General features: G+C 52.2%; 12 protein-coding genes. All 12 read left to right on the plus strand.

Going from position 1 to position 14869, the window contains the following annotated elements:
• The first annotated feature begins 182 nt into the window (after nt 1–182).
• The 12 genes from RW092_RS00260 to RW092_RS00315 all read left to right on the plus strand — a co-directional run bounded on the left by RW092_RS00260 (nt 183) and on the right by RW092_RS00315 (nt 14866).
• Nucleotides 183–1079, plus strand: coding sequence for a M15 family metallopeptidase (locus tag RW092_RS00260; protein WP_085169830.1), 897 nt, complete (start codon nt 183–185; stop codon nt 1077–1079).
• A gap of 239 nt (nt 1080–1318) precedes the next feature.
• Nucleotides 1319–2188 (plus strand): ABC transporter ATP-binding protein, encoded by an 870-nt coding sequence (locus tag RW092_RS00265; protein WP_127575989.1) that lies wholly within the window; start codon nt 1319–1321, stop codon nt 2186–2188.
• 14 nt (nt 2189–2202) lie between these two features.
• Nucleotides 2203–3006 (plus strand): hypothetical protein, encoded by an 804-nt coding sequence (locus tag RW092_RS00270; protein ID WP_016314209.1) that lies wholly within the window; start codon nt 2203–2205, stop codon nt 3004–3006.
• A gap of 448 nt (nt 3007–3454) precedes the next feature.
• The gene (locus RW092_RS00275) at nt 3455–4816 is read left to right on the plus strand and encodes an FAD-dependent oxidoreductase (protein WP_316009197.1); all 1362 of its coding nucleotides are present in this window, start codon (nt 3455–3457) and stop codon (nt 4814–4816) included.
• 192 nt (nt 4817–5008) lie between these two features.
• Nucleotides 5009–5932 (plus strand): SDR family oxidoreductase, encoded by a 924-nt coding sequence (locus RW092_RS00280; protein ID WP_316009198.1) that lies wholly within the window; start codon nt 5009–5011, stop codon nt 5930–5932.
• Nucleotides 5901–6611 (plus strand): SDR family oxidoreductase, encoded by a 711-nt coding sequence (locus RW092_RS00285; RefSeq protein WP_316009199.1) that lies wholly within the window; start codon nt 5901–5903, stop codon nt 6609–6611. The genes RW092_RS00280 and RW092_RS00285 overlap by 32 nt, the downstream gene beginning before the upstream one ends.
• A 92-nt stretch (nt 6612–6703) precedes the next feature.
• Nucleotides 6704–7303: a TetR/AcrR family transcriptional regulator gene (locus tag RW092_RS00290; RefSeq protein WP_316009200.1), complete on the plus strand. Its 600-nt coding sequence runs from the start codon at nt 6704–6706 to the stop codon at nt 7301–7303.
• 221 nt (nt 7304–7524) lie between these two features.
• On the plus strand, nt 7525–8358 hold the full coding sequence (locus tag RW092_RS00295; RefSeq protein WP_316009201.1) for a formate/nitrite transporter family protein: 834 nt from the start codon (nt 7525–7527) through the stop codon (nt 8356–8358).
• A gap of 657 nt (nt 8359–9015) precedes the next feature.
• Complete coding sequence (locus RW092_RS00300; protein WP_316009202.1) at nt 9016–11085, plus strand: molybdopterin-containing oxidoreductase family protein; 2070 nt, start codon at nt 9016–9018, stop codon at nt 11083–11085.
• Nucleotides 11086–11241: 156 nt separating this feature from the next.
• Nucleotides 11242–12465 (plus strand): MFS transporter, encoded by a 1224-nt coding sequence (locus tag RW092_RS00305; protein ID WP_016314201.1) that lies wholly within the window; start codon nt 11242–11244, stop codon nt 12463–12465.
• A 21-nt stretch (nt 12466–12486) separates the two neighbouring features.
• Entirely contained in the window at nt 12487–12978 is a 492-nt protein-coding gene (locus tag RW092_RS00310; protein ID WP_316009203.1) for a GNAT family N-acetyltransferase, read from the plus strand.
• A gap of 115 nt (nt 12979–13093) precedes the next feature.
• Nucleotides 13094–14866, plus strand: a complete 1773-nt coding sequence (locus RW092_RS00315; RefSeq protein WP_085169833.1) for a glutamine--tRNA ligase/YqeY domain fusion protein — start codon at nt 13094–13096, stop codon at nt 14864–14866.
• Nucleotides 14867–14869: the final 3 nt, after the last annotated feature.

The raw sequence follows: 14869 nt of genomic DNA on the forward strand, positions 1-14869 counted from the left end.
CGCAAGGGCAAGGCCGCCGCGGGCAGAGCGGCCGCGGCGGGGGACGAGGGCGCCGGGGGCGGTAGCCGGCGCCCTCGATTTACCAAGTAACTTTTAACGGCTCCATCCGTTAAAGAATAGTAGAAAACACATAAGGTGCCTGGGAAACATCAATCCAGGCCCCGTACAGGGGAGGAACCAGGATGAACAGCAAGAAAGGCGTGGTGACTGCGGCGATGGCCCTGTTGTTAACAGCGGTCCTAATTGCAGGTTGCGGCAAACAAGCAGCCAACGCTCCGCAGACACCAGCAGAGAACAGCACGAACACGGCTGTCGGCGCCAATAACGGGGCAGGGAACAATGCTGCCAACGACACCAGCACCGCGGACGATCAAGCTACAGAAGGCAATAACGCAACAAACGATGGCAGTACCGGCAATGGGGATTCCAGCGATTCAACACAAGCTCCTGATGGTTCCAGCGACAGCAGCGGAGGGGACCGCGCGGCGATGTCGGATCCGTACAGTGTGGCGGTGCTGATTAACAAGCAATTTGCTTTGCCGGATGATTACGAGCCGAAGGATCTGGTGTATCCCGACGTTCGGTTTACGTTCAAAGAAAAAATCGAAAAACGCATGATGCGCAAAGAGGCGGCGAAGGCGCTTGAGGAGCTGTTCGCTGGAGCCGAGAAAGACGGGATCTACCTGGCTGGCGTGTCGGCGTACCGTTCACATAAGACCCAAACGGCGCTGTTTAACCGTTACGTGGAGAAGGACGGCGAGGAAGTTGCGAAGACGTACAGCGCGGTTCCGGGCCACAGCGAGCATGAGACTGGGCTGGCCATCGACGTTTCGGGCAGCGATGGCAAATGCGCAGCGGAAAGCTGCTTTGGTGACACGAAGGAAGCGGCCTGGCTGGCGGATCATGCCACCGAGTACGGATTTATCATTCGTTATCCGGAAGGGAAGGAAGACATTACCGGTTACAAATATGAGCCATGGCACCTGCGTTATGTAGGAAAAGAAATTGCAGCTGACATTGGTAAACGCGGTATTACGTTGGAAGAATATTATGATGCCATACCGGTATCTGGTCAATGATTTCATTAGATCTTTGGAGAGCGTGAGCTTATCCGTGAAAGACGCCTGCGGGCGTCTTTTTTTGTTTTTGCCTCCAACGAAGAAAGCGAATAAAATTAACAGTTGACACCTGATAATGATTATCAGTATCTTTAAGAAGATGAAGTTTTTATGAATCTAAGATGAAGTCGTGCGATAGACTCTTTTAACAATGATACATTGGTGGGTTTATTCAGTTGGACACGGAAAGGATGGGTGCCATGGTCTCCTTAAAAACTTCGCATCTAGACATTGCCTATGAGGATCGTCTGATCGTCGAAGACTTAAATATTTCGATTCCCGAGGGGAAAATCACGGCGTTGGTTGGCGCGAACGGCTCTGGTAAATCAACGGTCCTGAAAACGATGGCTCGGATCCTTCAGCCGAAGTCCGGCAGCGTGCTGCTGAACGGCAAATCGATCCATAAGCAGTCGACGCGGGAGGTAGCCAAGCAACTGGCGATTCTGCCGCAGAACCCAACCGCCCCGGAAGGATTAACGGTTTATGAGCTTGTGTCGTACGGGCGTTTTCCACATCAGAAAGGGTTCGGAGGTCTGAAGGCCGAAGACCGGAAAATTGTCGAGTGGGCGATCGAAGCCACCCGCATGACCGAGTTCAGTGACCGGGCCTTAGAGCATCTGTCCGGCGGTCAACGGCAGCGGGCCTGGATTGCCATGGCGCTGGCGCAGGAGACGGATATCCTGTTCCTCGACGAACCTACGACGTTCCTAGATATGGCCCATCAGCTGGAAGTGCTTCAATTGCTGGAGGAGCTGAATGCCACATCCAACCGGACGATTGTGATGGTTGTCCATGATTTGAATCATGCTGCTCGTTACGCACATTATATGATCGCGATTAAGCAAGGCCAGGCTGTCGCTTCCGGTACACCGGAAGAGGTCGTGACCTCCAAAGTGCTGCGCGATGTGTTCGGGATCGAGGCGGATATCGTAACCGATCCGCGGAGCGGTGTGCCGCTGTGCCTCCCTTATGAGCTGTACCGGGCTGCAGCTGAAGGCAAAGTACAAGTACGCAAGGGCAAAAATGATGGACCGGAAGAGGCTTCGCCCAAAGTCGTCTCGTTCCTGTAGTGGGGGAACCCAAGATGAACATCAATTATCAGCTGCTGGAGCAGCAATTGGCGATTGTTACAGAGCAGCGGACGGATGCTTTCTTCACGATGCCCGCTGAGCGGCTGTTGGATCGCGGGCAGCTAGTGGCTTTTTTGGAAATCTACCAAGAGAAAATTAAGGGGCTTGATCTTCAAGTATCCGCCACCTATTTTGCCTCGAGCTGGCGAGTCGTGTGTGCGGCGCTGCACTATATGGTGTCGGTGACCTCGGGCAAGCTCCATTTTTCGCTCGACAATCTCACCCTTCAACTCGTGATGGTGAACGGATTTCCTTGGGTTTATTTTGTGCTGAACGATAAAGCAGAACACCCTTGGCCGGCGGGTGACCGTCAATCCTGGCAGACCCGGGAGCTAACTCGTTTTTACGGGGAAGTGCTGCGACCTGTCATGGAAAATATGGCGGCCGTCACCAAGCTGCCGGTTGCCCAGTTATGGGGGCAGTTGCCTCAAGGTGTGCAATATTATGTCCATGCCATCGCAGGGCGTCTGGAGGAAGAAGACTCACGTTCTCAACTCCTGAAGGAGTACGAGGGCGTGAAGGAGCTGCCCGCCGAGGCGTTTGGCTTAAAGCGCAATCCGTATCGGGTCAAGGAAGTGCTGCTGGATGATCCTTATCGGCCAGGTGAGAAATCTCCGATGAAACCAACCTGTTGCTTGGCCTATCGGACGGACACCGGAATTGGATACTGTTACGGGTGTCCCAAGCTCTCCAAGTCGGAGCGGGAGGCCAAATATGAGGAGATCCGTCAGCAGCTTGCTGCGGCTCAAGCGCAATAAAGAGCCGGTTGCCGCTGAAGGTGAGATGCACGCGGACGCTGGTTTCTTTCTACATACGCGATACGCACTTGCGAAAATAATAAGCACTTGGCAATCCTGAAGAGGCTTCGGGGTTCCAAGTGCTTTTCTTTTTCGATCCCTCAACCTTCCAGCTTAATATCCCAAATCAAAGGGAAATCTGATAAGGGCTCCCCCAAGCTGAACCAAAGGGATCATCGTGCAAAAGAGGCGTGCGAGAAGGGATTATAGCTAGGCTTTCGGACATTATAAATTCAGAAATTAAAATTTCTTTCTTTTTCCTCTTGTAATGTGAAAAAAGTCACACTATAATAAGAAGCATGAAGTGAAAAAAATCACAATAATCCAAACTCATAAGTGGCAGTTTTCACAAGTTATGACGTTTGCTATACACCATCAAACAGTATGGATTATGGAGGAGGAAGAAATCATGAAAGTAGCAGTTATCGGATGTACACACGCAGGCACGGCAGCCATCATTAATACGGCCAAACTTTACCCAGAGGCGGAAATTACCGTATATGAACGGAACGACAATATCTCGTTCTTGTCGTGCGGCATCGCCCTCTATGTCGGAGGGATGGTGAAAGATCCTCAGGGGCTGTTTTACTCCTCGCCGCAGCAATTGGCTGAGCTGGGTGTAAATACAAAGATGCGGCATGAAGTCGTATCGGTGGATACAGACGCGAAAGTCCTTCAAGCCCGCAACCTAGAGACCGGCGAAGTGTTTGAAGATCAGTTCGACAAGCTGATTGTAACGACGGGGTCGTGGCCGATCGTACCGAAGTTTGAGGGCAGTGAACTGGAGAATATTTTGCTCTCGAAGAACTATAACCACTCCAACACCATCATCGAAAAAGCAAAACAAGCCAGCAACATCGTTGTTGTTGGTGCAGGTTACATCGGGGTGGAGCTGGTTGAAGCGTTCCAGCTTAATGGAAAGCACGTTACGTTGATCGATGCGGAGGAGCGCATTTTGAGCAAGTACCTTGATGCGGAGTACACGGACAAGATCGAACAATCGCTCCGCGACCATGGCATTGAGCTGGCATTAGGTCAAAAAGTCACACGCTTTGAAGGCGAGAATGGCAAAGTCGCGCAAGTGATCACCGATAAAGGCACATACGCTGCCGACCTGGTGATTATGTGCATCGGGTTCCGCCCTAACACAGAGCTGTTAAAAGGTCAGGTTGATATGCTGGACAATGGCGCGATCATCGTGGATGAATATATGCGCACCTCGAAGCCGGATGTGTATGCGGCAGGTGATAGCTGTGCCGTCTACTATAACCCGACAGGAAAGCATGCTTATATCCCGCTGGCAACCAACGCCGTCCGCATGGGGACGCTGGTCGCACGGAATCTGGTTGCACCAACCGTGAAGTATATGGGGACCCAAGGCACTTCGGGAATTAAAATCTATGAGGATAATATCGCCGGAACCGGATTAACGGAAGCAGCAGCCAAGGACGCCGGTTTGGACGCAGAGGCGGTGCTGATCACTGACAACTACCGCCCGGAATTTATGCCAACCCATGAGCCGGTCCTGCTGAAGGTAGTCTACGAGAAAAATACTCGCCGGATTTTGGGCGCACAAATCATGTCGAAAGTAGACTTGACTCAGTCGATCAACACGATTTCGGTGTGCATCCAAAATGGAATGAAAATGGAAGAGCTCGCTTTCGTCGATTTCTTCTTCCAACCTCATTACAACAAACCGTGGAATTTCTTGAACAGTGCAGGCTTACAGGTGCTGCCGGAAGTTCCGAAGCGGGAAACGGTTCACGCCTAAAACAAGAACATCAACGAGTTTCATCTCGAAATAAGCCGATTCGAAAAGGGCATAAACCCTTGAGGAATCGGCTTTTTTATTTGATTGAAACCATATAGCCAAAAAACAAATGACAAAAATACAAAATTGATACTTGATATCTGATATATGTACGATATATAATCAAGCCATCAAATGGAGGAGATGATCAAAATGAAAAATGAAACGAAGGATCAAGTAGTTCTCGTCACAGGCGCATCCACTGGAATCGGAAATTTGACGGCTCGGTCTTTGGCCGAGGCCGGACACACGGTATATGCCAGCATGCGGAACATCGGAGGCCGCAATGCTGTCCGTGCCGAGGAGCTTCTGGAATATGGAAGAAGCCATGGGCTGGACCTTCGAGTTGTGGAACTCGACGTGCAATCCGATGCTTCAGCTGAAGCTGCCGTCGCAACGATTCTTGAGGAGGCCGGCAAACTGGACGTCGTCGTGCATAATGCAGGTCATTTAGTGGTTGGCTACGTTGAGGCGTTTACCCCAGAGGATATCCATCATCTGTTTGACGTGAACGCCCTCGGAATCCAACGGGTGAACCGGGCTGTACTCCCGCATATGCGAGAGCGTCGTTCGGGAACTCTTGTTTATGTCGGCAGCACAACGACGGTAGTTGCTCCACCATTCATGGGCCCTTACGTAGCCTCCAAGTTCGCCGGTGATGCAATTGCTCAGGTCACCGCCTACGAAGTAGGGCAATTCGGCATCGAATCGACGATCGTCATGCCAGGTCCGTTTACTGAGGGAACCGACCATTTCCCGAATGCCAGCCGGGCAAGCGATGTAGAACGGAGTAAGGCTTATGCCGAGCTGGACCCGTTGGTAGAGCGTAATGAAGAAGCTACGTCGAGTCTATTTGTACCAGGGGTCGATGCCCATCCTAGAGCGGTTGGCGAAGAAATTGCTCGCATTCTTGCGATGCCGGCGGGAACACGCCCGTTCCGCAGCGTCGTGGACTTCACCAATGCAGGCGTTGAAGAGGTTAACGAGGCAGCCCGTCAGGCGCAGGCGAATTTCATTAACCGCCTGGGCTTTGGAGAGTTGTTGCATGTCAAAACCGCACAAAACGCTCAAAACTAATAAATCTGTTCAAATTTCATCACGCGGGGCCAAAGTCGTTGTAAACTACGCCAGCAGCCCTGAGAAAGCAGAAGCCGTAGTGAAGGGGATTCAAGCTGAGGGCGGGGAGGCTGTCGCGATTCAAGCCGATGTCAGCAAGCTGGCTGAATTGGAGAAGCTGTTCCAGAAGACGAAGGAATCCTTTGGACGTCTCGATATTCTGATCAATAACGCAGGGGTCATGGTTACGAAGCCGCTGAAAGATATCACGGAAGAGGATTTCGACCGGCAATTTGCGATTAACGTGAAGGGAACCTTTTTCGCGATTCAGAAAGCTGTGGATTATATGGAGGCAGGGGGCCGTATTATCAACTTCTCGACATCCGTCACTGGTCAAATGTTCCCTACTTACAGCTCTTATGCAGCCAGCAAGGGAGCTGTAGAGCAGATCACACGACAGCTGGCGAAGGAGCTTGGACCGTTGGGCATTACGATCAATGCGGTTGGCCCAGGACCGGTGAATACAGAACTGTTTACTGTCGGAAAAACACCGGAGCAAATCAAAGCCGTCGGCAACACGAATGCCTTCGGACGGTTGGCGGAGCCAGAGGATATTACGAGCGTCGTCCTGTTCCTGGCAGGGCCGGAATCCGGTTGGGTTACCGGGCAAACCATTCGTGTTAACGGCGGTTTCATCTGATTAAGCTGTTCACAATTGACAAAAATCATATTATTGTCATTTGGATGCGATTTTGATATAGTGGGGAAAAAACGGGGAGGAGGACGGGTGAAATGAGCAACGAGCTGCCTTTAAGCAAAGAACAAATTATGGATACCGCAGAGCAGGTGCTAAGGCGCTTCGGACCGGATAAAACCTCCGTGCTGGATGTGGCGCGTGCGCTGCAAGTAAGTCATGGCACGTTGTACCGGCATTTTTCCAGCAAGGCCGCGCTTCGCGAAGCGGTGACGGAACGTTGGTTAACGCGAAGCATTGCCGCCCCTCTAGCAGATATTGCGAACGGCACAGACGGAAGTTATACGGAGCGCTTGAAGCTGTGGCTGAAGACGTTAATTGGCTGCAAGCGAACCTATGCCAGCGAAGACCCAGAGATGTTTGCCATGTATGCCGCTGTAACTGAAGCAGCCGCGGAGATCATCGAAGCTCATATTGATCACTTGATCGGACAGATTCACACGATTTTTGAGGGCGGCATCCGTGCGGGAGAGTTTAAAGCGCTGGAGCCGAAGGAAGCATCAAGAGCCATCTTCCTGGCGTTCCTGCATTTCCATCATCCCGCACACTTCCGCCAATGGACGAATGAGCGGATTGACGCAGATTTTGATGCGGTATGGCAGTTAATCTTGGGCGGGATGGCCGCACCATCCAAATAATTACACGCTCACGTGCAGGTTAAAGACCCTTTCCGGGATTGCTCTGGAAGGGGTCTTTTGTGATTTTGTGATCATTAGGGAAATCCCTGATTTGTGAAAACGCTAACGTGATCTATGTTATTTTTTCAAGGTCCATTCACACGCTACAATGAACACGACTTCAAACGACGAATGACCTGTGAAGTGTCGTTTAGAAATGACATATAAAAGGAGACAGGATCATGGCTTATTCTAAACCTGCACAAATTGCCGAAGTATCCGTAGAATATGGCGTCAAAAAAGCATATTATCCACTGCTTACCGTATTGATTCTTGGTTTTTTGGGAGGGGCGTTTATCGCGCTTGGCTTCCTTCTTGATATTCGCGTGATCAGCAGCGCTCCGGCGGAATGGGGCAGTATCGCCAATTTTATCGGGGCTGCGGTATTCCCAATCGGCTTGATTCTTGTGTTGCTGGCGGGCGGGGAACTGTTGACCGGCAATATGATGGCGGTGCCGTTGGCACGGATGGCGGGGCGAATTTCCACTGGAGATCTGTGCAAAAATCTCGTCCTCATCACGTTAAGCAATTTCGTGGGTGCTTTGTTTGTCGCTTACTTTTTTGGACACGTGGTTGGTTTGACGGCCAGCGGGCCTTATCTGGAGAAGCTGGTCGATATGGCTGGTCATAAGCTGGACGACAGCTTCCTGCAAGCGTTCGTGTCCGGGATCGGCTGCAACTGGTTGGTTGCTTTGGCGGTATGGCTCTCCTATGGCGCAGATAATATGAGCGGTAAAATCCTGGGCATCTGGTTCCCAACCATGGCCTTTGTTGCGATTGGCTTCCAGCACGTTGTTGCGAATATGTTCCTGATTCCAGCGGCGATTTTTGAAGGATATTACTCTTGGGGTGAATATTTGAGTAACTTTGTACCGGTATGGCTGGGGAATTTAACCGGTGGGGCTATCTTCGTGGCTTCGGCGTATTGGGCAGCTTTTCTGAAGGATAAAGGGTCCAAGGATGCAACGGCTGCCGGGTTGGCTGCGTCCTCTGAGGCGGCGAAACATCACGGATAAACCGAGCAGGCTTCAGTTGGGTTTAGGTTGGGCTGGGCTGGGTTGGGTTGAGCACGGCCCGGCTCAGCTCGGCTAGGATTAATTGGCCGGCTTGGCCTTGCTTGGATTGACTTGGATTGGCTTCTTAGCTTGGCTCTTGGCTTGCTTAGCGTGTTTGGCCCTTGACTGGGTTTGCTGTTTGTTGGAGCCCCTCTTTACACCATTATCCCGATGAATCAGAAAAATTCGTTAAGAGATTCGTTAGGAGAAAAAACAGTGCCTCGATTTATAGCTAATTCGCTCTCCCCCATTAGCCAATCGACGATAGGCTGGGGGTTCTCATCCTTCCTCCATTTACATTCATCTCATTAACTCTAATCAAACGACCTTCCTATGAATAGCTACCCTTCACTTCATAAAGAATGATTATCTGAACAAAGGGAATACCTGATTAAAATAAATACTGTACCAAAGGGATACCGCACGAAAGAGGGTTACCCAATCAAGTTTGGATGCTGCCCCCAAATAGATTTCTAATCAAACTCAGAAACCTGAGCGAAAGGGATAATCGTGAAATGAGGTGCGCGCAACATACTCCCGCCATAAGGAAATTCCCGCTTGGGCTTTACGCCGGGGTGGTTTATTCTTACAATAGGCTACAGACAGGAGGGGTGGAACATGATCCATGAACCTAACGGGGTATTTCCTGCGGTTTGTCCGCTGGATTGTCCCGATACATGCGGCTTGCTGCTTCATAAAGAGAATGGAAAAATCGTCAAGGTGACGGGCAATCCCGATCACCCGATTACGCAAGGCGCGATCTGCAATAAGGTCCGCAATATGGCGGAGCGGGTCTACCATCCCGAACGAGTGCTGTATCCCCTGAAACGCGTTGGACGCAAAGGGGAAGGGAAGTTTGAACGCATCACCTGGGATGAAGCGATCCAAGAGATCGCGGATCGTTATAAGGGATTGATCCGGGAGTATGGGTCAGAGTCGATCCTGCCGTATAGTTTTTACGCCAATATGGGGATCTTGAGCGTTGATGGGATGGATCGGCGGTTCTTTAATCGTTTGGGCGCGACGCGGCTGCAACAAGGCATTTGTAATTCCGCAGGTAATGCGGGATGGAGATATACGATGGGGTTCGGCGGCGGGACGAGCCCGGAGGAGACGGTCAAGGCGAAGTTGATCATCGTGTGGGGCGGCAATCTCGTCAGCACGAATATGCACCAGATTGCCCTAATCGAAAAAGCCCGCAAACAAGGCGCCCAGCTCGTCGTCATCGACGTGCATCGCAACCGGACAGGACAGCGGGCCGACTGGTTCATTCCGCTGTATCCGGGCACGGATGCAGCCCTGGCGCTCGGTATGATGCACGTGCTGTTCGAGCGCGGCCTGGTGAACGAAGCGTTCTTGGAACGCTATACGGTTGGTCATGCCGAGCTGCGTGAGCACGTGAAGCAGTACACGCCGGAGCGTGTGGCGGCGATCACCGGCGTACCGGCCGAGTCGATCGTTAAGCTGGCCGTTCTGTACGGCGAAACCTCGCCCGCCTACATTCATATTGGCAACGGCCTGCAGCATCACGACAATGGAGGGATGACGGTCCGCACGATTAGCTGCCTGCCGGCGTTAACCGGCCAATGGCTAGTGCCGGGCGGCGGCGCCTTCAAGTCCAACGGCGCTTACGGCAAAATGAACGCGACGGCGCTTGAGCGTCCTGATCTGCGCCCCAACCCGGGCGCGCGTACGGTCAGCATGAACCAGCTGGGCGACGTCTTGTTGACCCTGGATCCGCCGATCCGCGCTTTGTACGTTTATTGCTCCAATCCGGCGGTGGTTGCCCCGGATACAGGGAAGGTGGAGCAAGGTCTTCTCCGAGAAGACCTGTTCACCGTGGTGCATGATCTCTTTTTGACAGATACGACAAAATATGCCGATATTGTGCTGCCGGCGACGTCTTCTTTTGAGAATACAGACTTGTACGGTTCGTATTGGCATCATTATATCCAGCTTCAAGAGCCGGTGATTGCTCCTCAGGGCGAAAGCAAAAGCAACGTCGAAACGTTTAAGCTGCTGGCGGCTGCGATGGGGTTTGACGACGATGCGTTCCGCGATACGGAAGAGGATATGATCCGGCAGGCTTTGGATTTCAAGCATAACCCGTATCTGGAAGGCGTGACGCTGGAGAAGCTGAAGGAGCAACGGTTCGTGAAGCTGAACATGGAACCGCAGCAAACCTGGCTCGACCATTTGCCGACTCCGTCGCGGAAGATCGAGCTGTACTCCGCCACAATGGAGCGGGCAGGCTTGCCGCCGTTGCCAACGTATGTGCCGTTGGTGGAAGGCTATGATGGAGAGCGCCGTCCCGGCAAGGACACGCCGTATCCGCTGATGTTCATCTCTCCGCCAAACCATAACTTCCTCAACTCGACGTTTGGGAATGTCGAGAAGCTGAAGGCGCTGGAGAAAGGCCCGGTGCTGCAAATTCATCCGGAGGATGCCGCTGCACGCGGGATTGCCGATGGAGACGAAGTTACGGTGTGGAATGATCGCGGCAGTTATGTCGTTACGGCGTCCGTCACCGACAAGATGCTGCCAGGCACAGTCGTCAGCCAAGGGCTGTGGTGGCAGCAGGAGGACGGGAAGCGCACGCGCGCCAACGCCTTAACTCCGGACCGGATAGCCGATATGGGCGGAGGAGCAGTGTTCTTCTCCACCGTGGTGGATGTCAAGCGCCGCTAGAAATGTACTTGCTTGAGTCACGCTTTTAGGCGATACTAATATAATCTGGGCGTAATACAAGCAAGATTTGCCGAACCATCTGAATCAAGAGTGGGGGCCCTGGTGGCCCTCCTTTTTTTGTATATACACAATTGTTGCAGCGAAGGGGGAATCACGATGAGATGGCTGCAGGCTTATCCGCGGGAAGTCAAGGTATTTTTGATCGCAAGCTTGATCAGTTCGGCGGGCGGTTCATTGATGTGGCCTTTGGTCACGATGTTTGTGTTTAAGGTACTGGGGCGGACTGTGACGGATGCCGGCCTGGTCATTCTCGTCATGTCTGTCGGAGGGATTGCCGGTCAGCTGCTGGGCGGAGCGCTGTACCATCGCCTAGGCGTCAAGCGCCTGATCGTGGGCGGTCTTGCTTTGACCTCCCTCTTCCTGATTCTGCTGCCCTACGGAAGCGGGAACTGGCATCTGTTTATGCTGCTGATGCTGCTGGTTGGTTTCTTTAATGCCACGACGATGCCGGCCATTCAAGCGTTTATCGGTTTTCGGTTTGCCGAGCAACGCGGGGAGCTGTTTAATGTCATTTATGTAGCGAACAATATTGGTGTGGCGTTGGGGACGGCCATCAGCGGGTTTTTGGCGCAGATCTCGTATGATCTCAGTTTTATTTTGAATGGACTCACTTCGGCGGGGTTTGCCTTATTTTTTTGGTTTTATTTGAACAAAGTTCAAAAAACGCAAGGCGAGCTGCAAGTACAGAAGCGCAAAAAGACGGTGGAAGGCCAAAGCGTCTGGACGCTGCTTCGCTGGTATCCCGTTTACCTGTTTATGGGCGTGGGATCGTTTTTCCTCTGGCTGGGGAACTGTATCTGGAATAACGGCGTATCGCCGTATATCATCTCCCAAGGCATGCCGGAGTGGAATTACAGTATTCTCTGGACGCTGAACGGGTTATTGATTTTTGTGGGACAACCTTTTACTTTATGGATAAAGCGGACCTTTGCCGGCTCCCCGCAGGCCCAAATGACGGCAAGTGCCATCTTCTACATGTTGGGTTACGCTACAATCTTGAGCTTCCATACGTACCCGAGTATGGTCGGGGCCATGGTGCTCACCACCTTCGGTGAAATGCTGATCTCTCCGGCAATCCCGTCGTTTATCTCGGATCGAACCGGGAAGGCGGCGCCGTTCTACCTCGGTTTGGTTGGCGGGATGGGGGCGGCTGGCCGCGTTGCTGGACCTTATGCCATGGGCATGCTGTTTGACTGGAATGGACTTACGCCGGTTGCTTGGTTGGCTGTGGGCATTGCAGCGCTGTCGGTGCTCTCCTTCTTGGTACATGCTGCTATGAACCGGGAGAGTCGTCCGCAGCTGCCGGGTCTGGCGGAGTGAGCAGGAGAAAGGATGAAGTTCATGAATCAACGTGGAATTTGGACGCGTCTATCGGAAATGCGTGATGCGGCCGCATTGATGGAAATCGACAAGGTCACTTGGGATTATAACAATACGCCAGCGGAAAAAATGGAATGGGAGTCGAGAGAGCAATATTTGCAGAGCTGCCCGCCGGGAAGTCAGATCGTGGCCGGGATAGGCGAGGAGATCTGCGGTTATATCGGCTTTAAGCCGCCGACCCCGCTGCCCAGCAATCAACATGTGCTTGAGCTGAACATTGCGATTCATCCGAAGTACCAGCGGCAGGGCGTGGGGCGAGTGCTGATGGATGCCTTGCTGAAGTTCGCAGCTGAGCGGGGCGTACGCAAGCTGTCGTTGCGTGTATTGGGCAGCAACCCGGGGGCAATTGCTTTTTACAAAAGCTGCGGATTCGTGGAGCAGGGCCGTCTTGTGGAAGAATTTCTGATTAACGGAACGTATGTGGACGATATATTAATGTGGAGAAAGGTTTAGCCGATAAAGTGCTGATCCCAGCGCGGAGCGCAAAGTGTCTGATAGTACTTAAGGCATTGAACTATTCTAAAGATATCGGTATATTTAGAAGAAGAAATTTCGGGGAAGAACTCGAATGGAAAGGTTGATACCCGTGGAGAATAATTTAACCCCTCCCAATTTTATTAAAAATATCATTTCGGAAGATTTGAAATCCGGCAAGGTGAAAACCGTAGTGACGCGGTTCCCGCCAGAACCGAACGGTTACCTGCATATCGGACACGCCAAAGCGATCTGGATCAACTTCGCGTTAGCGGATGAGTTCGGCGGACGGACTAACCTGCGGTTTGACGACACCAACCCGGTGAAAGAAGATGTAGAGTACGTTAACTCGATCAAGGAAGACGTGAAATGGCTGGGCTTCGAGTGGGAAGAGCTGCATTTTGCGTCCGATTATTTTGAAGAGATGTACAATCGTGCTGTGCTGCTGATCAAGAAAGGCAAAGCCTACGTGGATGATCTGAGTGCCGACCAAATCCGCGAGATGCGCGGAACGCTCACTGAGCCGGGGAAAAACAGCCCTTACCGCGACCGCTCGGTCGAGGAAAACCTTGACCTGTTCGAACGGATGCGGAAAGGTGAGTTCAAGGATGGGGAAAAGGTGCTGCGGGCGAAGATCGATATGGCCTCGCCGAACATCAACCTGCGGGACCCGGTCATTTACCGGATCGTGCATGCGACCCATCATAACACCGGCGATAAATGGTGTATTTATCCGATGTACACCTTTGCTCATCCGTTGGAGGATGCCATCGAAGGCGTAACGCATTCCTTATGCTCGACTGAGTTTGAGGATCAACGTCCGTTCTATGACTGGACGATCGCCGAAACGGAAATGCCGCACGTATCTCACCAATACGAATTTGGCCGGTTGAATTTGACGCAAACGGTAACCAGCAAGCGGAAGCTGAAAAAGCTGGTGGATGAAGGCATTGTTGACGGTTGGGACGATCCGCGGATGCCAACGATTTCTGGTCTGCGCCGCCGCGGCTATACACCGGAAGCGATCAAAGCGTTCGTCTACGAAACCGGGATTTCTAAAAACTTCGGGAACGTGGATCCGAAAATGCTGGAGCATTTTATCCGTGAGGATTTGAAATTGAAAGCTCCGCGCACGATGGCGGTGCTCGACCCGCTGAAGGTCGTGATCACCAACTATCCGGAAGGGCAAATCGAATGGCTGGATGCGGAGAACAATCCTGAAAATCCGGACATGGGCAACCGTAAAATCCCGTTCTCGCGGGAGATTTACATCGAACGTGATGACTTCATGGAGAATCCGCCGAGCAAATATTTCCGTTTGTTCCCGGGGAACGAAGTCCGTCTGAAACATGCCTACTTCGTGAAATGCAACGATGTCATTAAGGATGCGGACGGCAACGTAGTGGAAATCCACTGCACGTATGATCCGGAAACGAAGAGCGGCACCGGCTTTACCGGCCGTAAAGTGAAGGGCACCATCCACTGGGTGGAGGCGACTCAGGCGGTTCCTGCCGAGTTTCGGTTGTACGAACCGCTGATTCTGGAAGAGGAAGCGGAGAAGACGGCGGACGTGGCGTTAGAGGAACCGGTTGAAGGCCTGGTTGATGATGTGACAGTCGATGCTGCTGCAGAACCGATTGTCGAAGCTGCCGAGGAGAAATCGTTCCTTGATCTGATCAACCCGAACTCGCTGACAATTGCGCATGGTTTCGTGGAGCCAAACATGAAGGATGCGAAACCGCAAGATAAATTCCAATTCTTCCGGCACGGTTATTTCAACGTCGATACGAAATATTCGAAGCCGGGGCAACCGGTGTTTAACCGCATCGTGTCGCTGAAAAGCTCGTTCCAATTGCCGAAGGCCTAAGTA

The sequence above is a fragment of the Paenibacillus sp. 3LSP genome, from assembly GCF_032465655.1.
In the GTDB taxonomy this organism is placed as follows: domain Bacteria; phylum Bacillota; class Bacilli; order Paenibacillales; family Paenibacillaceae; genus Fontibacillus; species Fontibacillus barengoltzii.

Bases quoted from the DNA above. Each gene is read 5' to 3' on its own strand.
- RW092_RS00265 (WP_127575989.1), top strand. From the start codon at position 1,319: ATGGTCTCCTTAAAAACTTCGCATCTAGACATTGCCTATGAGGATCGT.
- RW092_RS00270 (WP_016314209.1), top strand. From the start codon at position 2,203: ATGAACATCAATTATCAGCTGCTGGAGCAGCAATTGGCGATTGTTACA.
- RW092_RS00280 (WP_316009198.1), top strand. From the start codon at position 5,009: ATGAAAAATGAAACGAAGGATCAAGTAGTTCTCGTCACAGGCGCATCC.
- RW092_RS00310 (WP_316009203.1), top strand. From the start codon at position 12,487: ATGAATCAACGTGGAATTTGGACGCGTCTATCGGAAATGCGTGATGCG.
- RW092_RS00285 (WP_316009199.1), top strand. From the start codon at position 5,901: ATGTCAAAACCGCACAAAACGCTCAAAACTAATAAATCTGTTCAAATT.
- RW092_RS00305 (WP_016314201.1), top strand. From the start codon at position 11,242: ATGAGATGGCTGCAGGCTTATCCGCGGGAAGTCAAGGTATTTTTGATC.
- RW092_RS00260 (WP_085169830.1), top strand. From the start codon at position 183: ATGAACAGCAAGAAAGGCGTGGTGACTGCGGCGATGGCCCTGTTGTTA.
- RW092_RS00290 (WP_316009200.1), top strand. From the start codon at position 6,704: ATGAGCAACGAGCTGCCTTTAAGCAAAGAACAAATTATGGATACCGCA.
- RW092_RS00300 (WP_316009202.1), top strand. From the start codon at position 9,016: ATGATCCATGAACCTAACGGGGTATTTCCTGCGGTTTGTCCGCTGGAT.
- RW092_RS00315 (WP_085169833.1), top strand. From the start codon at position 13,094: ATGGAAAGGTTGATACCCGTGGAGAATAATTTAACCCCTCCCAATTTT.
- RW092_RS00295 (WP_316009201.1), top strand. From the start codon at position 7,525: ATGGCTTATTCTAAACCTGCACAAATTGCCGAAGTATCCGTAGAATAT.
- RW092_RS00275 (WP_316009197.1), top strand. From the start codon at position 3,455: ATGAAAGTAGCAGTTATCGGATGTACACACGCAGGCACGGCAGCCATC.